The following is a 23,859-nucleotide window of genomic DNA, read 5'->3' as shown; positions in this document are numbered from 1 at the left end:
AGATTTACTCGAAGCGACACATTTAGGTAAATGATTATGACTACATCACGCGTACATATTACTCCACACATGCACTGGGATCGTGAATGGTATTTCACAACAGAAGAGTCTCGCATTCTTCTTGTGAACAACATGGAAGAAATCATGAACCGTCTGGAGAGTGATCCAGAATACAAATACTACGTTCTAGATGGTCAAACCGCTGTTCTAGAAGACTACTTTGCGATCAAACCAGAGAACACCGAACGCGTAAAAGCATTGGTTGAAGCGGGCAAGCTTATTATTGGCCCTTGGTATTCTCAAACCGACACAATGCAAGTTTCTGGTGAGTCGATTGTGCGTAACATGATGTATGGTATTCGTGACTGTATGAAATTTGGCGACGCAATGAAGATTGGTTACCTACCAGATTCATTCAGCATGAGTTCTCAACTGCCGATGATCTATAACGGTTTCGACATCACGCGTGCAATGTTTTGGCGTGGTTGTTCAGAGCGTCATGGCACCAACAAAACAGAATTCTTATGGCAGTCTAATGACGGCAGTGAAGTTACGGCACAAGTGCTTCCGCTAGGTTACGCAATTGGCAAATACCTTCCGCAAGATGAAGAAGGTCTACGTGCTCGTTTAGATAAGTACTTCCCAGTGCTAGAAAAACCATCGGTAACGAAAGACATCCTATTGCCGAACGGCCACGATCAAATGCCGATTCAGAAAGACATCTTTGAAGTAATGGACAAACTTCGCGAAATCTACCCAGATCGTGAATTCTCAATGAGCCGCTTTGAAGAAGTGTTCGAAAAAGTAGAAGCGGCACGCGACCAACTCGATACAATCAAAGGCGAATTCAACGACGGAAAATACATGCGTGTTCACCGTACGATTTCTTCTACGCGTATGGACATCAAACTGATCCATGCAGAAATCGAAAACAAGATTGTAAATATCTTAGAACCGCTAGCATCTATCGCTTGGACATTAGGCTTTGAATACCACCACGGTTTGATTGAGAAAATGTGGAAAGAGAGCATGAAGAACCACGCTCATGACTCGATTGGCTGCTGCTGTTCTGACAAGGTTCACGCTGAGATCCTTAACCGCTACATCCTTGCGGACGACATGGCGACAAACCTGATTCATTTCTACAAGCGTAAGATTGTCGACCACATGCCGGATCGCGAAGGTTGCGACAAACTGGCGATGTTTAACCTTTCTCCGTACGAGCGTGAAGAAGTGGTGAACACAACCATTACTATCCGTGCTCAAGAATTCTCAATCTTTGATGAAAACGAAAACCCAGTTGAGTACTTCATCCAAGACAAGCGCCAAATTGACCCAGGTAAAGTAGACCGTCAAATCGTTCACTACGGTAACTACGACCCGTTTATGGAGTTTGATATTCAAATCAAACGCACTGTGCCAGCAATGGGCTTCACCACGTTACACATCCAAGGGAACGAGAAGGGCGCAGTAAAAGTTGCAGAACAAAAAGACTATTTGCTAGAGAACGAGTACTACCGAGTCAATGTGAACGACAACGGTACTCTGACTATTTTCGATAAAGAGACAGAGCAAGTATTCGACCAAGTACTTCGTTTGGAAGACGGTTCTGATGACGGTGATGAGTACGATTACTCTCCATCTCGTCAAGAATGGTTACTGTACTCAGACGAGTTCCCAGTGGAAACATCGATTGACCACCAAGGCTTCCAATCGGTAGCGAACATCGCTTTCCGCATGAACGTACCAGCAAACCTTGCAGAGCGTGAAGAACGCACGGGTCAAAACGGATTCGTTGAAGCGCAATGCCAAGTGGTATTGAAGCAAGGTTCTCGCCGCATTGAAGTACGTATGGAACTAGACAACCAAGCCGACGACCACCGTGTACGTGTCTTAGTACCAACGCCATTCGTTTCTGAAACTGTGGTTGCGGATAACCAGTTCGGTTGTATTACTCGACCAACCAATGACCCAGCAATGGCGGTTTGGGAAGAAGAGAAGTGGAAAGAAGCACCGGTTCCGGTTTACCAACTGATGAACTTCGCTGCGTTAGAAAACGGTAACGCGGGCATGGCAATCATGTCGAATGGTCTACGTGAATTTGAAGTGATTGCATCTCAAGGTGACGAAAACCGAGATACCTTCGCACTGACACTATTCCGCGGTATCGGCGTGTTAGGTAAAGAAGAGCTATTGCTTCGTCCGGGTCGTCCTTCAGGTATCAAGATCCCGACACCAGATTCACAAGTGCGCGGCAAGTTAGTGTGTGAATTCACGCTGTGTGGATTCTCTGGTAACCACATTGACGCGAACATCATGGCGCAAGCACGTGACAATGTCACTCAAATCGAATGCTACAACAAGATCCCTTACAACGCGATGAAGCTGAATGTGGGTGAGCAAAACCTACCAATGAGCTTTAGCCTTCTGTCTAAGCAACAATCAGGAGCGGTACTAAGCGTACTGAAGAAAGCGGAAGACGAAGATGCACTGATCATGCGTTTCTACAACCCGGCAGAAACAGGTTCAGTGTCAGATTCAATCTCCTTCACTCAAGCGGTTTCAAGCTGGAAAGAGACGAGCATGGACGAGCGCGTTCGTGAAGGTGATGTAGCAATTGAAACCTTTAATGACTTGTCTTTTGGCGACTTATCTTTTGGTGAACTAGCATCTTGCCAAGCAAAAACATTCCAAATTAAATTCTAATTTTAATCACCCGCTCACCTTGGTGGGCGGGAATGGTGAACGACAATGAAAATTGTAATTGCCCCCGATTCATTTAAAGAATCACTCGACGCTCATCAAGTTGCGTCTTGTATTGAGCGTGGATTTGCTGACGTTTTCCCTCATGCAGAGTTTGTGAAAATGCCACTCGCCGATGGCGGAGAAGGCACGGTAGACGTGTTGTTAGACGCGCTCAATGGTAAGAAACAAGGGCTGCAAACGACGGATCCAATCGGACGTGAATGCGCGGCTTACTGGGCATCGTTAGAACAGACTTTTGATGGAACTAAAGTGAAAACTGCCTTGTTGGAATTTGCTCAAGCGTCGGGCTTAGACCGATTAACGGTAGAAGAAAGATCACCTTTAACCGCATCTTCGTTTGGCACAGGGCTATTGATTAAAGATGCGTTAGATCAAGGCGTTGAACAAATCATTATCGGCTTGGGCGGTAGCGCAACCAACGATGCAGGTGCTGGCATTTTACAAGCGTTGGGAGGCAAGTTATTAGACAAGCAAGGCAACGAGTTATCTGGTGGCGGCGCCGAATTAAGTCAGCTAGCAAGCATCGATCTTGATCGGCTGCACCCGAGATGCAAAGAAGTCACGTTCGTGGTTGCGTGTGATGTGGATAATCCACTGTGTGGTGAAAGCGGAGCAAGTGCCGTGTTTGGTCCTCAGAAAGGGGCTTCACAAGCTCAAGTTCAACAACTTGATACTGCCATTGGGCACTTTGCCGATATCGCTCAAACCCATACATGCGTTAATCATCGCGACAGCAAGGGTTTTGGTGCTGCTGGTGGCACACCCCTAGGGCTAAGCCTGGCATTCAATATCCAAATTAAAGCGGGTATTGAGATGGTACTCGACGCATTAGATGCGGATAAGGTGCTTGAAGGCGCTTCACTGGTCGTGACGGGTGAAGGGCAGATGGACAATCAAACTCTGCAAGGAAAAACACCTTTTGGCATCGCACAGCGATCTCTTAAGCAGAACATTCCAACCATTGGCATTGCTGGCTCTTTGGGTAAAGACGTTGAAAAGCTTTATGACTCAATGTCTAGCTTATTTGGAACCGTACGTTCACCTCAGTCCTTAGACCAAGTTTTATCAGAAGCGAGCCAAAATCTGACTCGCACTGCCCGTAATATCGCCGCCACGCTCAAGCTTGGCAGCCAGATTTTTAATGAGAAGTAATTATGTCTCTATTTAAACTCGACAATGTTATTCAAAACTATGCATGGGGAAGCAAATACTCCATCAACCAACTGTTTGGTATTGTGAACCCAAACCAAGAACCTCAAGCAGAAATTTGGATGGGTGCTCATCCAAATGGTTGCTCAAAAGTAGGCGATACCGGTGAGCCGCTTTCTCACATGATTGATGAAAACAAAACCGATGTTTTAGGTGGGTACACGGCGGCACGTTTTGGTGAATTACCGTTCTTGTTTAAAGTGTTGGCAGCCGAAACACCGTTGTCGATTCAGGTACACCCGAACAAGCGTAAATCTGAATTAGGTTTTGAGAGAGAGAATGCACTCGGCATCCCTTTGAATGCGTCAAATCGTAACTACAAAGATCCAAACCACAAACCTGAACTGGTTTATGCGTTGACCTTCTACAAAGCGATGAATGGCTTCCGTCCAATCGACGATATTATTGCCTTGTTCGAAGAAGCGGATATTCCTTCGTTAGCGATTGAACTTAATGTACTGAAAGCCAATGCCGACAGTGATTCTCTGAAGTCTTTCTTTAGCGCAATTATGTCTCTTGAAGGTGACCGCAAAGTGTCTGCGCTTAATGAGCTTTATGCTGCACATGCGCGACCAGCTAAAACGGTCATGGGGCGTGAAGCTCTGCAATACAGCATTGAATTCAAACAGCACTATCCGGGGGATATTGGTTTGTTTGCACCATTGATGCTCAACACGGTTGAACTGGCGCCCGGTGAAGCGATGTTCCTGTTCGCAGAAACACCTCACGCTTATGTTCAAGGCACAGGCTTGGAGATCATGGCAAACTCAGACAATGTGCTGCGTGCCGGTCTCACACCTAAATACATAGACGTTCCTGAGCTTATCGACAACACGATCTTTGAGCCGATTAAGCCAGAAGATATTCGCCTTAAGCCTGTATTGAAAGAGGGCAAGATGAGCTATCCGATTCCTGTGGATGACTTTGGATTTGATATCTTATCTGCGACTGATGAGAGCAAGTCACAGTATCTACGTAGCGCGGAGATCTTGTTCTGTGTGGAAGGAGAGGCGACCGTAACCTCAGAAGGTCGTACAGTTTCTCTTAAGCCTGGAGAATCGGTCTTTGTAAGTAGTAATTCAAGTGTTTACCAATATCAAGGGAATGGCATTTTGGCTCGTGCTTTTAACTAGTGCCCCCGTGCTAGCGATCAGCAAAAGAAATGTCAGAGTGCCATTGTAAAGTGGTACTCAATATTGGATTGATGGTTGTTACCTATCTGTCTTTGACAGTCATGATTATTGACCATACCCGCTACTCTGGCGGGTTTTTTCATGATTAGAATGAGCAGATATAAGCCTGTAGAAAAGACAAACCCTGCGATTAGAGCAGGGTTTTTTATTGAATCAGCACTGAGTGACTGGTTAGGCTATGTGCGTCATTTTATTAAGCACGAAGGTTTCAATACAACCTTCAGTCGCAGCTACATACTCTGCAATGTGTTGGCTCGCTAAGTGTTTCTCTAGATGAACTTCCGACTCCCAGTTCTCATGAAATACAAAATGAGCTGGGTTACTGTTGTCTTGGTGCAGATCGTAGTTAATACAGCCATCTTCAACACGGGTTTTATCGATCAATTTAATCATCTCTGATTTAACTAACTCAATCTTATCTTCTTTAGATACGATTGTTGCAATAATAGTCAGCTTGCCCATTCTTTATTCCTCGGTGTTCCACTCAATAAGTGCAAGTAATATAAGTACAAATTCAGATAGAAAAAAGAGTTCTGGGATCCAATAACTATGGTTCTTGGCATCCACAATTCAAGTTTGAAAGCATAAAGCTAGTGGCGAGTAGGTTACGCTCATAAAAAGCCCTCAAAGCAAATTAAGGGCTTTTGGGCTCTCAATTGAATGGGTTATTTATTGAAGTCAGCTTTGATCCAAATCATACGGTGATCAGATGAAATTTCTTTACTATCGCCATTAGAATCTGGGATTCGAGAATCAAAGATTAAAGTCCTGCCATCTTCATTTGTGGCAGGCCAGTATACTCCAGAATCAATGATGCTCATTGTCGCTGATGGTAGGGCGTAGTCGACCGCCAATCCAAAATTTGAAGTAATGCGACTTGGTAATGGATGGTGTAGTGGTTTATCAGCAGCATACTCAGCTGCGCCATCACTTGTTGGATACAATGAGCCATTGGTTACATCTTGGTTAACCAATGCATCGTTGTGTAAGTCCTGCATAACAGAGCTAATGCCGTCGCCATCAACTGGATCGAGGTTTTGGTCACCCATCATAACAAAATGCTTGCCTTGTTCTAGGCCGCCCATTTTTCCAGAGTCATCGTAGAAGAACGATTTGTTTTGAATGTATTGGTGCCAGAAGTCGACTTCTGCTGCGTTTTGTTCGATGTTTTTACCTACATCAAAAGCGGGCGGAGTAGGGTGTGACATCAGTAAGTGAACCGTTTCTGTGCCATCTTTGGTTGGGATGAGGATTGGTGCATCAACGTGGTTCTTTGAAGATAAGCGAACTTCTGCCCATTCTTCGGCCGTGTACCACTCATCGCCGCAAACCATACCTGTTGGGAACTTACTAGGATCGTCGCAAACAGTGATTGTTGGAATAGTAGCACCTTCGAGATCTTTCCATTTAAATTCTTGGAATGTACGCGTGTTGGCTGTGTCGATTTCATATTTTGACATCAGAGCAAATGCGTATTGCCCATGGTACAAACCGAAGCCCCACGCATCTCCTGGCAGTGTTCCAGCGTTACCATCATTGTCTAAATCAAAACCAAATTCGTTCAGTAAACCTGTATTAGTTGAGTAGCTTTCAAAGTATGGGTATGAGATTGGCTCTAAGTTTGCGTCGCCACCTGCACCTTCAATACTTTGAGCGACAGAGAGATAGTTCTTTTGAAAACCTTCTAGCGCTGATTTATCAGTACCTGTGCCGTCATTGTTAAATTCAGCCATCATAAGCACGTCAGGGCGATTCTTTTGAATCACAGCTGCGACGTTGCGGATCTGAATAACTTTTGCTGCCGTTTCTTTGTTAGCGGCGCTAATTGTATTATCCAAATAATCGGACACTAACGTCGCTTGAGCGTTAGGTTCGATTTGCATTTCAGTTACGAGATCTTGAAAGGTTGCCCGGTCAAATGACAAGTTGTAGGTAGCGATCTTAACTTCTTCAGGTTGAACGTAATCAGTGTCGCTGCTGCAACCAATTAAAAGTGCAGAAGAGATGGCGAAAGCGATAGATGTTTTTAACAATTTCATAAAATGGGTCCGCTAATTGCTGAAAGAATTTTGGGACGCGCATGTTATGGGATGGATATCGTTCTGTAAGTGATATTTGTCACAGCAAGCTCTATAGGTTGACATCTTGTTGCAGTGAAAGTGTGACATTTGGAACTAGTGTCTGTTATTAGAATAAAGACTTAAAATTCATGTATTTAATTAGATCTATGAAATAAAAATGCCCTTACCGGAAGATAAGGGCATTTGAATAAGAATCAAACAGTGTTGTTATTGAGGTGTTAAGCGTATTACTTTACTTTAAGCATATTGCTCTACTGTCATAGCCCAATTTTTCTTCTGCTGTTCAAAATTCATTTTGATTTGTTGGTAACGAACCTTAAGTACTGAGTGTTCGTACTTTTTCACAACATCTTCGCGTTTACTTTCAATTAGCTGCTTTTTGACTTCGTAGTATTCGTTCATGTTTGATACAAGTGCATCGAATTCTTGTTGAAGCTTTTCCGCGATTTGTTGCTTATCGGCACGGTGCATGATTTTTTGCTGCGTGCGCTTTAATAACATTGATGCTTCGGCTTTTTCGATGCGAGCTTGAGGCGTTTTCTTAAGCTTGCTTGCTAAGCCCATTAAAGATGCACTCTTAATCAACCATTTTGTTGGATCGTATTGCCACCAGTAGATGCCGTTACGGTAATCGTTCTCAAAGATGTGGTGGAAGTTGTGGTAGCCTTCGCCAAAAGTGAGTACCGCTAGCACACCGTTGTCACGCGCTGTGTTTTTGTCGGTAAAAGGTTGGCTACCCCAAATATGAGCAAGAGAATTAATGAAGAATGTAGTGTGGTGGTTGAGGACCAAACGAACTGCACCCACAATTAACAACATGCCAAGCACGTCACCGTAAATTACACCTAATACGATTGGAACACCGAAGTTCATAAGCAATGCCAATGAGACGTAGTGCTTGTGCTGCCACATAACAATTTTATCTTTCTTCAGGTCGCGACAATTTTCGTAATCTGTGTACATTGCAGTGTTGTAATTACGAATCATCCAGCCGATGTGCGAATACCAAAAGCCACGTTTTGCTGAGTATGGGTCTTTGTCGTTGTTATCGACATGCTTGTGGTGCACACGGTGATCAGAAGACCAGTGTAGCGCGCTGTTTTGTAGAGCAAATGCGCCACCTAATGCAAATAGAAATCTTAGGCTTGAATGCGCTTCAAATGCTTTGTGTGACCATAAACGGTGATAACCCGTCGTGATAGAAAGGTTACAGAACGTAAAACAGATCGCTAGCCATATCCAGTGCTCCATACCATAGCCAAAAAAGTAGCCATAAACGGGAGCCGCGACAACAGCAAGCAGCATGCTAAAAGAGAATACAAAAATATTGAGCCAGATTAGTGGTGGCTTTTTTGTTGATGGTTTATCGGCACTATTCATTAGTAAATTTCCATTGAGCTTACATCTGTTCGCTAGAATATCAGCGTACACGTGTAAGTCAATATTGAAAGTGTAAACGTGTATTAGTATGTTTTGCTTAAATATTGTATAAAGGTAGTGTGAAATGTAGTAGCAAGTCATAAATGGAAGTACTAAGGGCTAATAAATGGAAATTAAGGTAGCTGAATATAAAGATTATGAGCGGATTGCCCAATTACACGCGGATAGCTGGAAGCTATATTACCGTGGCATTCTTGCTGATGATTACCTAGAAAATGATGTTTTGGAGGACAGATCTGTTATTTGGCAGACTCGTTTGATTAATCCTCCTTTCAACCAGCATGTTTTATTGCTTGAAGAAGGCGGTTTACTGGTTGGTTTCGTCTGCGCGTTTGGTAATCACAACTTTGAACGTGGCACGTTCATTGATGCGTTACACGTAGACAATAATTACCACGGTCGTGGTGTTGGCAAGCGTCTATTGTCTGAATTGTCAAAGTGGTTGCAGCAATACTATTCTGATTCGGGGCTTTACCTAGAGGTGATGTCTGAGAACCACCAAGCGATTGCTTTTTATCAGGCGATTGGTGGCAAAGAAGAACTAGAGCAAGTTTGGAACGCACCATGTGGCAGCCAAGTGAATGAAAAAGTGATTTCTTGGAGCTCTCCCGTTGAACTTGAACAGAAAACAGCGAGCGTTGTGTATTCTTAGTAGCTTCTTATTTAAGTAACTATAATTACTGAAGTCACTTTAAAGCCGAAGAAAGAAGACAAAAGCCCCGAGCATTCAATTGTTCGGGGCTTTTTTGATTGGATTAATGGTCGTTATAATGAATCGCTAACGCGCGTGAAATACTGTGTGATTAATCACTCCATGTGATCTTATTTCTACCGCTCTTCTTCGAAATGTAGAGTGCTTGATCGGCATCGTCGATAAGTTGTTCGACAGAGCCGAGAGCCTGTGACGCATGTTTCACACCGATTGAAATTGTTACTTCTAACCGAAGGAGAGAAGGAGATTCTAATAGGGAGTTAACTAGCGATTCAATTGAAGCCTCAGTTTCTCCTTGGACCATCACCAAAAACTCTTCACCGCCGTATCGAAAGCAGTTACTGCTGGTTGGTAGCCTTTTTTGAATCTCATCGGCGAGCTCTTTGATCACCATATCACCCATTTGGTGGCCGTAGGTGTCGTTAATCGATTTGAAATGATCAATATCTATCATGATCGATGTAATGGACAACTGACGGTCTATGCTTGGTTCGATCACCTGATGAAGATAAAGGCGGTTGTAGCAACCCGTTAGCGCATCTTGATAAGAAAGGGCTTCAAACATATTAGATTGCTTGCGAAGTTGAATCGCTTGTTTGCGCAGTTGTTCGGATTGAGCAAAACGTTTGTGTACTTCTAAGTCTCGCCTTATACAGGCCGCTGAGATTAGGATGTAAGCTGAAATATAAACGGAAATTGTTTCGATCTCATGCTTTGGCTCTGCCTCATAAAGTATTGGAGCAAGGCCGATGAGATAAGCCAAAAACATAAACGACAGAGTAGTGATGCTGTATTTAGCAGACAGTCTTGAAAAGGTTCCGATGTAGATCATTACGAGAATGATGCCACCTTGGTAATCGAAATTGTTCAACTCAATAGCGAGTCGACCTACATAGACCAAGAAAAGCGAGCTAATTACAAGGAAGGTACTTTCTACGAGTTCTAAAACGTTGGGTTTATTTGTAATGCAGTATCTGGCGACGGCCATCATCAATAGAAAAAGTATGACTCGGAAAATGATAGGGGTTACGCACTCTGTACCAAAGTGGATGTAGTCGGTAACAATGAAAGCACAGAATATTGAGATTGGAATGTAGATGAAATTTATGTACGGCAAATAAATTTCATTATCGAAATAGGTTTTAAATCTTTGATTCTTGAACCCAGAATAAGAGCGCATTGAGAAACTAACCGAGATTGATACACAATAATTTGCGTAGTATGTCACAGTCTTTGGGATTGTAAATGACCGTTTCTATAGATTTGTCAGTATGTTAGCTAGATCAACAAACGGTAGAACGCAATATTCACGCCCTATTATCGATAGAGCGTGAATATATTAGAGGTTGGTGTAAGAGTGGTTAACAGAAACTAATGCAGATTAACAAAAACTAATAGCAATTAGCGCTTGTTCTTCAAGTAACGTTTACGGCGCTCTTCTTTCTTCTTAATCTGTTGCTCAGCTTTCAGCGCAGCTGCTTCTTCTACTTCAACCAATTCTTTGGTAATCATCTCTGGTAGTTCTAGCGTTACTTTACCTAAAGTACCGTTGCGAAGTTCGTGAAGTAGGATTTCCGAACACTTGTGAATGTCTATATGACCACCTGCACGAAGTGCACCGCGTTTACGACCAATCGCTTCCATCAACTCGATGTCAGACTCTGGCAGCTCTTCAATTTGGTAGCGTTCTTGTAGAAGGTGAGGGTACTGTTTCGCTAGGTACTCGACTGTGTAGAAGGCCACTTCATCGTATTCCATTGCCGTATCTTTCACCGCGCCGGTAGCGGCTAAACGGAAACCACTGTGTGGATTTTCTACTTTAGGCCAAAGGATCCCTGGAGTGTCTGAAAGGATCACGCCGTTTTGCAGGTTGATACGTTGTTGGCGACGAGTTACCGCAGGTTGGTTACCCGTTACCGCAATCGTACGTCCAGCCAAGCAGTTGATGATGGTCGATTTACCCACGTTCGGGATACCCATAATCATCGTTCGGATGTTCTTACCCATTTGTTCACGGTGCGGTGCTAGTTTACGAACTAGTTCCATGACGTGGTTAACTTCTTCTTTTACGCTGGTGGTAATCGCAATCGCTTTAACGCCTTGCTCTTTCTCGAAATGTTCAATCCAACGTTCAGTAAGCTCAGGATCGGCAAGATCGCGCTTGTTCAACACTTTTACACAAGGCTTATCGCCGCGCAGTGAAGAGATCATTGGGTTTTCACTACTGAACGGGATACGAGCGTCCAGTACTTCGATGATCACATCAACCTGTGGGATAACTTCTTCGATTTCTTTGCGGGCTTTATGCATGTGACCCGGAAACCATTGAATAGACATAGAGATAAACCTTGATAAATATATTTGCTGCACATTGTAAGGGTTCGCTAGGGCGTGTAAAGCGCTATGTTGTACCTGAAGCAATGTCTTTACAGTGTTATCTAGGGGCTGTGGCTGTCACATGACTAGATATGGCAGGAGTTTCCCTGCCATTTAACAACACCTAGTAACAATGGATGAGATTGTACGAACGACTGAAAGTTGATTTTTGACGGGTTATTTCCTAGTTCGTGACTCTAAGAAATAGGTCATAAATACCATGTATAGCAAGACTAAAAATAGCTGGAAAATACGAACGTAAAACTTGTCATCCAACGCGCCGCTGCTTATTGATGTTCCCATAAGTACATTGAATCCGGTAAAGGCCGTAATATATATAGGCGCCTTTTGTGGAACGGTATAAATCTTTATTCCGAAAAGCGCAATGACACTGAGTACAACCATCATATATACATACATATTAGGTGCTAAAGATATGATGAGAAAAGTGACGAATGAAATCAGGCCTGCGAAGATGTTACTTACTGTGAAAAATAACGCGGTCTTACCGGACGTTTCGCTGCTTGCCATTAACGATAGTAACATTACAAATGCAACGGTAAGCAGTATCTGTGAAAGTTGAAAATAGAAGTAAAAGCATACGAGTGGAAATGAAATCACCCATGCGCGTATAGCGGCTGTCCATCGCATTTCTTTGGTAAGTGGAGATACGGGAAAGCCAACAAAGTCCGTCTTCTCTTCTTCGGGAAAATAAACGTGTGAAAGGGCATACAAAGCGACGGCCAAAGTGCCTGAAAACGCAAAACCGATTCCTACATTCAGCGCGGATGCTTGATCGATTATAGTTATAGATGGAAGTAATATCAGTTCGATCATTAAGAATGTTGCGAACATGACCCATTTAGGGTCGGTAAATAAATAGTATGCCCAAAGCATCCCGAGTGTGAGTATAGAAAGAAAGGCAATTTTATACTCAGGTAGCCCCGTTGATACTACGAATCCAATTACAGCGGTGGATAGAAGCGCATAGGCCAACTGTTTGACATGGAGAATATGAAATTGAGGTTTATCAGTGATAAATTTTGCGGTCAGAAGTGGCGTACAAAAAGCTAATGGCCAGTTAAACCATAGTGCAAGGAATGTTGCCAAGCCGACTGTCGTGACGTAGCGAAAAATCCTACGCTCTTGTGCTTGTTCTATTTTATCGAACATAAGAGAACAAGCTCACTACGTTAATCCAGAATTTTCCAAGTAGGTTGAATAGAGTGTTTTCGCCAGTATAAACGATGACATCTGCTTGGCCTCCAATTCGCATTGATTGGATCGCTGATGGTTCGTTTATTTTGATCGTAACTGGAATACGTTGTGTGTCTCTTAACCATCCATTTTGGTTTTGTACACTCGCAAGGTCGCCAAGTTGTTCGTTTTTACCCCATGTGACTCCCAGGTCAATTGAAGAAACTGTGCCTTTGAACGTAGTGCCTGGAGCAAGATCTAATGCGATTTCAACATCATCGCCTGGCTTTATGTTACCGAGACTATTCTCTCGAAAATAAGCTTCAAGCCATAAATTGTCGCTTTCGACGAAGGTGACTAATGGAGAGCCTGAAGAAGCGTATGAACCTTCTGATAAATTCAAGTTGGTTACCGCACCATCTGAAGGCGCTGATAGGGTTGTGCGCGATAAGTCTAATTGGGCTTTTTGTAATTCAAGTAGTGCTGATTGTATTTGTGCATTTTCCTCTCCCTCTGAACCCACTTGAGCTTTAGCTTTTTCTAGATTAGCGCGAGCATTCATGACCTCAGCATTAGCTTTATCAATCGTGGCACGTGTTGTATCTGCATCTGACTTTGATACAACCCCTTTGTCTGCCATCGCTAATACTCGTTGACCCTGACGCCGAGCATTTTGTTGTGCAACTAACGATGTCGTGAGTTGTGCTTGAGCGGAAATAATACTGGCCATTTGCGCCCCAACTTGCTGCCCGGCTATCTTCAATTTTGCTTCTGCTTGTTTAACGGCTATCTCATAGTCGGTAGAGACAATTTTGAGCAACACGTCATTTTTCTCTACTTTAGTGTTTGCTGTAATATTAATTTGTTCTATTAAACCTGATACTTGTGGTTTTAAGGAAATGACGTTGCCTTCAACTCTAACGTTGTCGGTAGTTGGAATAATCCTGTCTGAAACTACAGCGATACCAATAGAAAATATGGTGAATGCCAACAGACTGTTTGTCGCTATTTTTACTTTATTGATTGGTTTCTTTTTTTGCATTTCAGTGTCGATTTTTTTTATTTCTGACATGTGAGGCTCTCAATTTAAGATTCTGATATGTAGGGAGTTAGGTGTACTACTCCCATCAATGAACCATCACGTTATTAATGAGAGAGTGAACTATTTTTAAGATAAAAATAAGATCAAATATCTTGATTTAATGGCCATGTCGTGACATTGATTTTTTTATTTTCGTGATGAAATTGAAACATATGCTAGGCAGAGTCAAATCGGTATTAATTAAATTGGTTATTTTTGATGTGTCACCAAATGGCAAGCATGACGTTAGATGAATGATTAACATGGGTTCTGAACATCAATTGCAGCCAATTAAGAGGTTCGAGAACTGCAATTGAAACAAGACTAACGTTAAAGAGTACTGGATATGAAACTGATAAAGACTCTCGCATTCTCTATGATTGTGTTGACTTCCAACGCGTATGCAATCACAGATGCCAGTAAGATTGGCGCAAACTCAGGTGCTATGAATTACTGCTACGATAACTTTTCTGACCCTAGCCAAAATTCGAAATATAAAATTCTCAAACTGAAAACCTATGAAAAGTACCGAGATCTACTTAGTGATGAACGTGCACGAGCGTTATTAATGAAAAGGGCTGCAGAAGGTGGCGATTATTTAGGAGACCCTCTGGATAAGAGTCGATGCAATAGCCTACGAGTCGATGCAATAGCCTACGAAAGGTGCTTTATATTAAATATAACTAAATAGTATGAATCTAACCCCTTATTTGATTTGCCAAGTAAGGGGTTTTCTAATTCTTAGGCACGACTGTCAACATATCAAACGAGAAACATCTAATTATAAAGAAGGTCCTAACGTATGGCGTTACCGAATAGAGGAGTACCACTTGTTCGCACAGATTGTGTTCATGACCTGGCTGAACTCTTTAGTGAAAGAGATATTAATGTTTATTCTTTGATTACTGGTGTTAAAGCACCGGTTGACATACAAAGATGTGAATTCCCGTTTATACCTGAGACTGTTTTACTCAACATAATCAGAATGTTTGGTGAAAGTGTTTCGTTGGACACATTTGTGACTCGTGTTTGGTTAATGTGTAAGAACACCTATATACCGGGCGTGATTGCTCAGTTGGTAAAAGCAAGGGAGGGCACTGTAAAAGAAGCGCTAGAAGAATTCTGTGAAATCATTCGACATTACTCAAGCGGAGTCAAAATATCGTTAAAGCTCCATAATGATTGTTACTGGTTAGTTCGCGAAAAAGAGGGTGCGACACAAGACTGGTTTAAGTACGCGGAAATATTCTCGTTCATTTTCCTGGATGAGTTGATAACAGCTTTGACAAAACACAACAGCAAAGAAAAGTATGTGACAATTGTCAGCCCACATACGGAGTGCTTTTTTGAATGCTCACAGTTAGCACATGTTCAGTTTTTTACACTCCGCTCAGTCACAGGTATTCGTCTAAATGACGAAATTTTGAGTCAAAAAGTTAACTTAATAAAAAATTCAGGAAGAGAGGTCATAGATCGAGAAGGTATACCTAGTGATTTTTTGTGCTCATTCAAACATGCCTTGCAACCATATTTGTCGATGGGAAAGTTACCCATATCAACGGCTGCGAACATACTGGGAATGAGTCCTAGGACTATCCAGAGGCGCTTATTCGGCGCAAGTGTAACTTATCGCGAAGTATTGGATGATCTTATTCTAAATGAAGTTCAGGTTCGGCTGAAGTACTCGGACGACTCAATAACGTCAATAGCAACCAATATTGGGTATGGTGAATCTGCTAACTTCACTCGTTTCTTTAAACGCAAAACAGGGTTTACTCCTTCACAGTTCCGCAGCCAACATCAAGGGTTATAGTTTTCTGTCAGTGAGGGGTAATTATATGATTGACTCAAAACTCTATACATTGATTAGAAAAGTTCGTCTTTGGTTTCTCGTTTTTGTGCTGGATATATGAACTTTATTAAATCGCATTCCCGTGGCGCGATATGACAATTCCTAAACGCTCTGATCCAATAACATGATTGGGTAGACAACAAATAGAGGAATCATCATGTCACACCGTTTTAATGAATATCGCTTACCACTTGAAAGCTCTCTCAAACATGCAGTCTCTTACCTAGAATCTTTAGCAGATAGACCGGTAGACAAAGGTACAACCTCACAAGCGTTACGTGAAGCTATCGGCGGGGATTTACCATTGCGACCAACAGACCCATCACAAGTGATTAATGACATGGTAAAGAATGTCGATGCTGGTTTAATGGCATCTGGTGGTGCACGTTTCTTTGGGTACGCGATTGGCAGTTCATTTCCCGCTTCACTAGCAGCCGATTGGCTCGTGAGTGCTTGGGACCAAAATGTGCCTTATTACGTTTCTAGCCCTGCTATGTCTGTTGTTGAAGAAACAGCTGCTGAGTGGATGGTTGAGCTACTAGGTTTAAATAAAGGTACGGCGGTAGGTTTCACTTCTGGTGCTCAAGAAGCGATTTACACCGGTTTGATTACTGCCCGCAATACACTGCTTGAACGCGCTGGTTGGGATGTGGTGACAAAAGGCTTGTTTGGAGCTCCTCGTATTAACGTTGTTGTCAGTGATCAAATTCATTCAACGATCAAGCGCGCGCTATCCATGATTGGCATTGGTCTTAAAACGATTGTCAAAGTACCAACTGACGATAACTTACGTATTATCCCTGATAACTTAAAAGAAATTATTTCAGGCTTAGAAGGCCCAACGCTTGTTTGCGCTCAAGCTGGCTGTATTGATTCCGGTGCTTTCGACCCATTTAATGAATTGGCTGATGCTGTCGAGAACCACGGCAACGCGTGGCTTCACGTAGATGGTGCAATTGGTTTATGGGCTGCCGCAAGTGATAAACAAAAGTATTTATTAGCAGGTATTGAACGCGCAGATTCTATTGATACTGACGGGCATAAATGGTTCAACATGCCGTATGACAGTGGAATGATCATCGTAAAAGATGCAGCGGCACTATCTAAAGCGATGGGCGGTAGTAACATGGGTGACTACCTTAATGATGCAATGGAAAAACCAGATCGAAATGCGATTAATTTTGGTATTTCTGCATCAAGAAGAGCACGTGGCGTTCCTGTGTATGCAGCATTCAAATCATTAGGCAAAGAAGGGATTGTTGAACACATTGATCGTTGTACTGAGTTAGCTCAGCGTATGGCGAATAAGCTTTCATCCGTGCAAGGTATTACGATTTTGAATGATGTTATTTCTAATCGTTTCTCAGCACAATTTGGTGAAGGCGATGACACTTACCGCAATGAACTAACAGATCGAGTAGTTCACCGTTTACAGGAAGAGGGAACATTATATCCATCAACTTCGGGTTACAAAGGTTTGAAGACGATGCTGTTCTCTGTTCTGAGCTGCCATACTTCGACTGAAGACATCGACCTATCTGCTGAGAAGATTGTTGAAGCATACCTGACGGAGAAAGAATTTATGGATAATGGAGCTTCTTAATTCATCCCTTAGGGAGTAAGTCCCAATTGAATATTGGGACTTTTTACTAATTTCCATCTAATACATGAGTTCTGGAACCATTATCTTGAGATGAATAAAAATCCGCTATATCTCTCAAGTCTTGATCATCGAGCTTACTGAGCTGAACTCGCATCATTTCTGCGTAGTCGCCTTGTCTATTTCCGCTTTGGTATGCTTTCATCGTGTTATAGAGGTAAGTTGAATTTTGACCCGAAAGTTTGGGGTAATCAGTGTTACTTGTTTCACCCGTGGGGTTATGACAGAAAACGCAACTTGGTGATTTCATTTTACCCAGTTCAGGATCGCCAAAATCAGAGGCATGAAGGCTAGGGGAAAGAGTGAGTAATAGTAAAGCGAAGGATTGATAAGTCATGTTTTACTCCAGTTAAAAACATAACAATAAGGCTTACCCTAAGGGGAAGCTCAAGTCTGAATTGCTATAGGTGCTATAGGTGCTATAGGTGCTATAGGTGCTATAGGTGCTATAGGTGTTAACAGTTAAAGCGTACTTTTTGCTCTGTTAGGTAAGTAGAGGGACTGCAGAAGTGGTGTTTCCATGAGTTAACAAGTTCGACTCGTATTTTAGAGGGCGGGATGTTTTTCTACTTTTTTAAGTGTGATTAAACCACAGATGATTCGATTTAAACTTCGTTTATTAGCCTGACAGTGATTCTATGAGGAACTGAATAATATCAGGTCACCTTTCAAGGGCTTAAATTCTAATACGTCTGTTTGAAAAAGAACTGCAATCGGAATTTTTATATTTATGCTCATAATTTCAACTATATGTCTGGTTGTATAATAGTCTCTAAACTATTGATAAAATGTGCTTTTCTTATCGCTTCTTTCCTATTAGTGACATTTATTTTTTTGTATATATTGTATACGTGCGTTTTTACCGTACTTTCTGAAATAAATAGTTCGCTTGATATCTCTAGATTTGAATCTCCTCTGACAACTCGTTTAAATATCTGAGTCTCTCTTTTCGTCAGATTAGACAGTATTACCTGAGACTTGAAAGTATAAGAGCACGCATTGGATAAAATATGTGACATTAACTTTCTAGGTAGCCATAGATCGTCATCACATACTGTTTTTAAACAACGTGTAAGGTGTTCAATAGGAGCATCTTGATAAATCATCCCCTTTATATTAAACAGGTTGAATAGCTGCATTACGGTAATACTCTGTCCGGTAATATCTGAGGGAACGTCATAGACTACCCATTTACTGGACTCTATTTTTGATAAGATGATGTTGATATCTTCGATATTTTCCAAGAGTAAGTAGCTAATGAGAACGACATCGAACGTTTTATGATTACGAGAGCGCTCAATGCTTAAAATACATTCTCTGCTAAAAGAAAAATCACTGTATTTCCCTATTTCTCGTTGAATAAACTGGTTGTTAATACCGTTGTCACCTACCAGGAGTATGTGCTTTAAATTATTTTTATTTTCATACATAATTTACTCCGAAACTGAAAAATCACGTTTGATTGTATGATGATAGATTTTATATAATTGAGTTGCATATCTCACTTTTTATATAATTACATAATTATGGTTGTTGTGAAAGTTGGGGTTCGATAGAAATTTGTAATGTATCGTCATATTGTCCTCCTGGTTTGTTTTCTGTCTCACCGATGACAAAACTCAAAGGAATAGGCTGACCAATCGTAGCGGAAAGACGTTGAATTCTTGCGTCAAGTTGTTCAAGGTTTACTCTGTCGTTTTCGAGGGAAAGTTCGTATGGAATGTCCCATTTTGCCTCATTAGACTCATGACGTAGCATTCCTTGATGGGATGATTCCAATACGATGGTATAAGCTGTGTTGCTTTGAACCCATAGGTTAGGTGCGGAACGGATAACCTTGTTGGAATATAAAGTCCCTAGATCAAGGTCATAATGTTGTTGGGTCAATCCATAAAAATGAATTTTTGCAGCAGGCGGAACGTTAACAGATACCGGGAGTGAACTAGGGCTAATTTCTATTTGTTTACTATCTGAGGTATAAGACGGCGAGACTTCCAATAACCCTCGATAGGTTCCTGACGCTAACCATTGTTTACTTGGGAAACGCATTTGTATCGTTGCCGAAGGTTGGTTTTCGGTTAATGATAAGTGCCATTGATTAGCCACTGACATACCAATCTGCCCACTCCATTCAAAGCCGAGTTTTGCTTGGTTTACCCCTTTTAACGATCGACTGGTATCGTTAAGTTGTAAAATTAAGTCTAATTTGCAGGGTTCGCCAATTATGATCGCATCTATACGATAAGTGTTTATTGTTGCGAACGTTCCTGCGCTGAAAACATCATATTGTGATTTCGATGAGACGGGTTGAATAGCCAAGGCACTGGCTTCACACGCCAATGCCGAAGGTACATGGTTTATGGCGATGAGGAACAAGGATCCCCAAAGAACTTGTTTATTCCACATAAACATCTCCTAGTCTTATCAAGTTGTCACTGCGTTCACTGAGGGTAATGATGACTGATTCTTGTTCTTTGGTGTCGAGTACCAATTGATATTTCCCCGGCTTTAATCCAGAGATTGCGAATATGCCGTTACGATTGGTAAAGAAGTCAATCGGCAACTGTTTTGCCTCACCAAGGTAATGTGCGACACCAGCGACAAGTGAAATAGGGTTGTTACTTTGACGATCGAATAGCTTGCCAATAACAGTTAATACAGCATCCGATCCGATCTGTAGCTGGAATCCCCGTTTATAACCAGGCTTAATCCAAAAAGCACCATCACCTAAGTCATACCCTGGTGGCAAGTTATCGACCTCGTAACCGACTACTTGGCCATTATAAGCAACAAGGTCAGGAACCATGGCACTTGCATCTCCTTTAAGGTAAACGCGTGCGTACTCACCATCTCTTGTTGGGTCGACAGCCACATCATTTTTTGCGAGGCTTTCGTGCTTGCTAACAATAGCAAATGCTTCGCGCACCGGTCTGCCGATCGTCACAGATGAACCTGCAAAAGCAAGGGCACTACTTATAGTCACATCAGTACTGTGATTTCGTGTTTCACCATTAATGTCTTCAAGCCGCGAAGCGTGGGTCGCGTTTAATTCATAACGGTTAGCCGTGTAGTTAATCCCAGCATCCATATCGGCATCCGTTTCTTCGTTAGTAATGACACTCGCAAACGCCGACATCCCCCCAGTATTACCAATATTATTCTGATAGCTGTAATCTAAGGCGGCTTCATTAAGCTCAGTGGTGTAACGACCGACTACACGAGTTTGTCGACTAAGGGGCCAGCTTATGGTGACAGTCGTGCTGATATCATCGTCTTCGGTTGCGTTATGCCGATAGTTAACGCGTGCACTCCAGGTGGCGGGAGTATCAAACAGTCCGTCCGATAAACTCGGGCTAATCAACCAATAATCGTTCTCTTTGTCTACCCCTGAGCGATAATTGAGGGTCATGGCGGCACGTAAAGACTGACCAAGGTAAATAGAGCTGAATGCAGATACATAATGGGTGGTTAGATTGATATCGGTATCGGAAGCATCAAACCCTGAGACCCCAGTAAAATTGTTGGTCAGATATTCATAACTTACACTCAGTTGTGGGGACAGTGTGTTCGTATTAGAAAATTCCGCATCGAACGCAAATTTGTAAGCGTCGCCAGTTCCAAATGTAGGGTGGTCGCTACGCGAAGCATTGAGTTCAGTGACGCCCCATGTAGAAGCGAGTAAAGCGGTGGCTCCATATTGGTAAAGATCTTCACGGGTTTGGAAGTTGGTACCTAACGTTAACCAAGGGTTAATACCCACATCGATATAACCATGCAAAATACGTTCGTCGGTTAGATATTCTATTTGCCCATTCTGTAATTCAGAAGGCGCTCCATACATGACGCTATATTCAAACTCACCGCTATTGAGCAAGTCGTTACCGGTCGCAATAGAAAACTCGATGCGTTCTTCATTCCCGGAGCGGTCGGTGATGACGAGTACAATATCATTGCTACCTTGCGCTAGAGGTATGTCACTAAGGTTATAGCTACCAGCGCCTAGCGTTAATCGCTGGACTGCAATCCCATCTATATAGACATCGACATTTGAAGCTCTTTGAAGTGTGAATGATTGATTGGCTCGTGGTCGTGCATTTCTGGTTGGAATGAGCGTGAAATCTCGAGTTAAGCCAATACCAAGTATGTCGGTGCTGTCCTGCAAAGATTGACCACTGTTGTACATATCACCGAGCACAAGTCGCGTGCCTTGTTCTGCAAAGTCAATATTAAGACGAGATCCTTCTCTTACGTATCGCGAATCTTGCGATGAGCTGTTTTCTAAATAAGATTCATACTCAAAGTTTAGAAAACCAATGTTAAGTGCTGAGTCAAACTGACTGCGATAGAGATCCTGCCTTGACGAATTCTGATCGACATATTGGCTCTCATTAGCCGAAAGGGCAAAGTTAACGTATCCACTAAACAAACTTGGCTCAGCATAGTTATAAAAATCATCTGCGCCATTCATAGACAGTTGCTGGGTTAAGCTAAATTCAGGCGGTACTGTCACGATGCATTCTAATGAAGAAAAATCGAAACTAAGACCTAATCCTACGCTCTCAAAATGGTGCTGAGACAGCATTTTATCGCTTGTCGTGTCATTGAGTTTCCCAATACCTTCTTGAGTTACGACGGACGAAAGGAGAGAAAGCGTACTTTCCTTGGGTAACAAGATCTCGTTGTTTGCGGTAATGATAATGTCCGCTTCTCCAAGTATGGTGTCACTTATTCTTAACAAAGAGGTAAGTTGAATATCTCGTCCTGTCGGGTTCAAGACCATTTCTTGACCCCAAGCAGCAGGGCTTAAGGCAGCACAATAAAAAAGTACTAATACCAAGACATACAAAACTTGCCATATCTTGGGATAGGTTTCAGTTTTCATGCCCATGGTAAGTGCCCACTGGTAAATAATTTAAAGAAGAAGGCAAAGTAATAATGGAGCGTGGTGGAATAAACTGCTCACCTAAAGCCTCATGTACTTTTTGGCTCTGAGATTCGAGCCCCGCAAAATGAAGTAACGATGTATAGGTAAATCGCGACCCAGAATTAGTGAGTGTCAGTTTGCCCTGCTCATCTATGCGCAATTTCACGTCAGGTTCTAAAGAGGATGAGTGAATGTGTAACAACGCATTGTAGTGAACTTGTAAATTGATACCGGTTGTTAAACCGATGGGTTTGTCTATTCTCGCGTTGTTCTGGCCAATATTCACGGTACTGAAGCGAACGAAGTAACTCTGGGAGGTTTCGAGTGATCGGTTTCCCAACCACTGTATACGGAATACTTGGCGTGCACCGGGTGCCAACATTGCGGCTGGTGGAAACACAAACATCTCTTCACTCGATAGATCTGATGTTTGGAACGTGCCATCAGATAAGAAGTTCAAACGACGAACGTTAGCTTCAAGTGGGAGAGCTTGTGTTGAATTGTTAGTTACAACCAATTGCGATGTTGCCCGGTGATCTGTGTTGAGCTCGATGACGGTTGGAAACAATGTTATGCCAAACGTTTGTGCACACAGAAAGCAATAAATGAGCCCAACCAAGATATAACGTCTCATTGTTATTGATCCTGCTCTATTTCAATCGATAGGGTGTCCACATCATAATTTTTAAGAGGCTGCATTTCGAAAAAGCGAGTGGAGTAGGGTAGGACTAAAGTACCCGGAATACGTTTAGCGATTTCTACGCCTTTTAAATATGTTGAATTTTTACCATCAGATATTTTCCATGTTGTATTGGTTAATCGACCATAACTATTACCACTGTTAAGTACCTCAAGAACCCATTTGTTCTTTTTGTCATTTTGTTCGATACTTTTAATTTCTAGCTGAGAAGCCGTGTTCTGAGGTCGCACGTTGATAAGCGTATTAAACTGAAGTAAAAGACTTACTTGCCCTTGATTACTGCTCGCTCTTTGAACTTTTACTTGCTTAACAGCAATGCGATACGCTTTAGATTCTGTGATGGAAGGATCGCCCAAATACCGCACCATAATGGATTGTGATCTTCCAGGTTCTATTATTGCGGTCACCGGTATCACTAATAACTCGTCATCTGCAGGCGTCGTGGTCTCTTTCCCATATTCGTTCATGGTCATAAATACTGGAGACAATTCAACCGTGAGTGGTTCGGTAGACGAATTCTCAACCCTCATCGTCATTTGAGCTCTTTTTCCTAGTGGTGTCATTTCCATAGACATCGGCTCTACTTTGAACGCATGAGCTGACAAACAAGTGAGTGACAATAACAAGAGAACAGTCCATTTATGCATGATCCATTTACACATCGCGGT

Annotated in this window: 19 protein-coding genes; 6 read left to right on the top strand and 13 right to left on the bottom strand. The window is 42.3% G+C overall.

Annotation, left to right across the window (positions count from 1 at the left end):
* The first annotated feature begins 36 nt into the window (after positions 1-36).
* Genes mngB through manA form a run of 3 tightly spaced genes read left to right on the top strand, consistent with a single transcriptional unit; the run spans position 37 to position 5,108 of the window.
* A complete protein-coding gene (gene mngB, locus L3V35_RS01560) occupies positions 37-2,706 on the top strand; it encodes a mannosylglycerate hydrolase (protein ID WP_054545552.1) in 2,670 nt (889 codons plus the stop codon).
* 45 nt (positions 2,707-2,751) lie between these two features.
* Positions 2,752-3,918 (top strand): glycerate kinase, encoded by a 1,167-nt coding sequence (locus L3V35_RS01555; RefSeq protein WP_054545551.1) that lies wholly within the window; start codon positions 2,752-2,754, stop codon positions 3,916-3,918.
* 2 nt (positions 3,919-3,920) lie between these two features.
* Positions 3,921-5,108, top strand: a complete 1,188-nt coding sequence (gene manA / locus L3V35_RS01550; protein ID WP_054545550.1) for a mannose-6-phosphate isomerase, class I — start codon at positions 3,921-3,923, stop codon at positions 5,106-5,108.
* A gap of 231 nt (positions 5,109-5,339) precedes the next feature.
* Here the strand turns inward: manA and L3V35_RS01545 are convergent, their stop codons facing one another.
* The 3 genes from L3V35_RS01545 to L3V35_RS01535 all read right to left on the bottom strand — a co-directional run bounded on the left by L3V35_RS01545 (position 5,340) and on the right by L3V35_RS01535 (position 8,629).
* On the bottom strand, positions 5,340-5,630 hold the full coding sequence (locus L3V35_RS01545; RefSeq protein WP_054545549.1) for a putative quinol monooxygenase: 291 nt from the start codon (positions 5,628-5,630) through the stop codon (positions 5,340-5,342).
* 203 nt (positions 5,631-5,833) lie between these two features.
* The gene (locus L3V35_RS01540) at positions 5,834-7,207 is read right to left on the bottom strand and encodes an endonuclease/exonuclease/phosphatase family protein (RefSeq protein WP_054545548.1); all 1,374 of its coding nucleotides are present in this window, start codon (positions 7,205-7,207) and stop codon (positions 5,834-5,836) included.
* Positions 7,208-7,486: 279 nt separating this feature from the next.
* Positions 7,487-8,629, bottom strand: a complete 1,143-nt coding sequence (locus L3V35_RS01535) for a fatty acid desaturase (protein ID WP_054545547.1) — start codon at positions 8,627-8,629, stop codon at positions 7,487-7,489.
* A gap of 166 nt (positions 8,630-8,795) precedes the next feature.
* Here L3V35_RS01535 and L3V35_RS01530 point away from each other — a divergent pair, with 166 nt between their 5' ends.
* Positions 8,796-9,341 (top strand): GNAT family N-acetyltransferase, encoded by a 546-nt coding sequence (locus L3V35_RS01530; RefSeq protein WP_004731280.1) that lies wholly within the window; start codon positions 8,796-8,798, stop codon positions 9,339-9,341.
* Between the two features lie 151 nt (positions 9,342-9,492).
* Here the strand turns inward: L3V35_RS01530 and L3V35_RS01525 are convergent, their stop codons facing one another.
* The 4 genes from L3V35_RS01525 to L3V35_RS01510 all read right to left on the bottom strand — a co-directional run bounded on the left by L3V35_RS01525 (position 9,493) and on the right by L3V35_RS01510 (position 14,046).
* A complete protein-coding gene (locus tag L3V35_RS01525; protein WP_162838712.1) occupies positions 9,493-10,518 on the bottom strand; it encodes a GGDEF domain-containing protein in 1,026 nt (341 codons plus the stop codon).
* 284 nt (positions 10,519-10,802) lie between these two features.
* A complete protein-coding gene (ylqF, locus tag L3V35_RS01520; protein WP_054545545.1) occupies positions 10,803-11,738 on the bottom strand; it encodes a ribosome biogenesis GTPase YlqF in 936 nt (311 codons plus the stop codon).
* 216 nt (positions 11,739-11,954) lie between these two features.
* Positions 11,955-12,950, bottom strand: coding sequence for a DUF2955 domain-containing protein (locus tag L3V35_RS01515; protein WP_054545544.1), 996 nt, complete (start codon positions 12,948-12,950; stop codon positions 11,955-11,957).
* Positions 12,940-14,046: an HlyD family secretion protein gene (locus tag L3V35_RS01510; RefSeq protein WP_054545543.1), complete on the bottom strand. Its 1,107-nt coding sequence runs from the start codon at positions 14,044-14,046 to the stop codon at positions 12,940-12,942. Before L3V35_RS01510 ends, L3V35_RS01515 begins: the two co-directional genes overlap by 11 nt.
* A gap of 811 nt (positions 14,047-14,857) precedes the next feature.
* On the opposite strand from L3V35_RS01510, the gene L3V35_RS01505 reads away from it, so the two are divergent.
* The gene (locus L3V35_RS01505; protein WP_054545542.1) at positions 14,858-15,868 is read left to right on the top strand and encodes a helix-turn-helix transcriptional regulator; all 1,011 of its coding nucleotides are present in this window, start codon (positions 14,858-14,860) and stop codon (positions 15,866-15,868) included.
* Positions 15,869-16,064: 196 nt separating this feature from the next.
* On the top strand, positions 16,065-17,510 hold the full coding sequence (locus L3V35_RS01500) for a pyridoxal-dependent decarboxylase (protein ID WP_237298172.1): 1,446 nt from the start codon (positions 16,065-16,067) through the stop codon (positions 17,508-17,510).
* Positions 17,511-17,556: 46 nt separating this feature from the next.
* Here the strand turns inward: L3V35_RS01500 and L3V35_RS01495 are convergent, their stop codons facing one another.
* The 6 genes from L3V35_RS01495 to L3V35_RS01470 form a co-directional block, all read right to left on the bottom strand.
* On the bottom strand, positions 17,557-17,904 hold the full coding sequence (locus L3V35_RS01495) for a cytochrome c (RefSeq protein WP_237298171.1): 348 nt from the start codon (positions 17,902-17,904) through the stop codon (positions 17,557-17,559).
* A 409-nt stretch (positions 17,905-18,313) separates the two neighbouring features.
* Positions 18,314-18,997, bottom strand: coding sequence for a response regulator transcription factor (locus tag L3V35_RS01490; RefSeq protein WP_237298170.1), 684 nt, complete (start codon positions 18,995-18,997; stop codon positions 18,314-18,316).
* Positions 18,998-19,091: 94 nt separating this feature from the next.
* Positions 19,092-19,973: a hypothetical protein gene (locus L3V35_RS01485; protein WP_102451518.1), complete on the bottom strand. Its 882-nt coding sequence runs from the start codon at positions 19,971-19,973 to the stop codon at positions 19,092-19,094.
* The gene (locus L3V35_RS01480; protein WP_237298923.1) at positions 19,963-22,347 is read right to left on the bottom strand and encodes a fimbria/pilus outer membrane usher protein; all 2,385 of its coding nucleotides are present in this window, start codon (positions 22,345-22,347) and stop codon (positions 19,963-19,965) included. Before L3V35_RS01480 ends, L3V35_RS01485 begins: the two co-directional genes overlap by 11 nt.
* Positions 22,348-22,438: 91 nt before the next feature.
* Entirely contained in the window at positions 22,439-23,125 is a 687-nt protein-coding gene (locus L3V35_RS01475) for a molecular chaperone (RefSeq protein WP_237298169.1), read from the bottom strand.
* 2 nt (positions 23,126-23,127) lie between these two features.
* Positions 23,128-23,853: a molecular chaperone gene (locus tag L3V35_RS01470; protein ID WP_237298168.1), complete on the bottom strand. Its 726-nt coding sequence runs from the start codon at positions 23,851-23,853 to the stop codon at positions 23,128-23,130.
* Positions 23,854-23,859: the final 6 nt, after the last annotated feature.

The organism is Vibrio sp. L5-1 (assembly GCF_021728315.1).
In the GTDB taxonomy this organism is placed as follows: Bacteria; Pseudomonadota; Gammaproteobacteria; order Enterobacterales; family Vibrionaceae; genus Vibrio; species Vibrio splendidus_K.
This window is presented reverse-complemented; position numbering and strand designations above follow the sequence as displayed.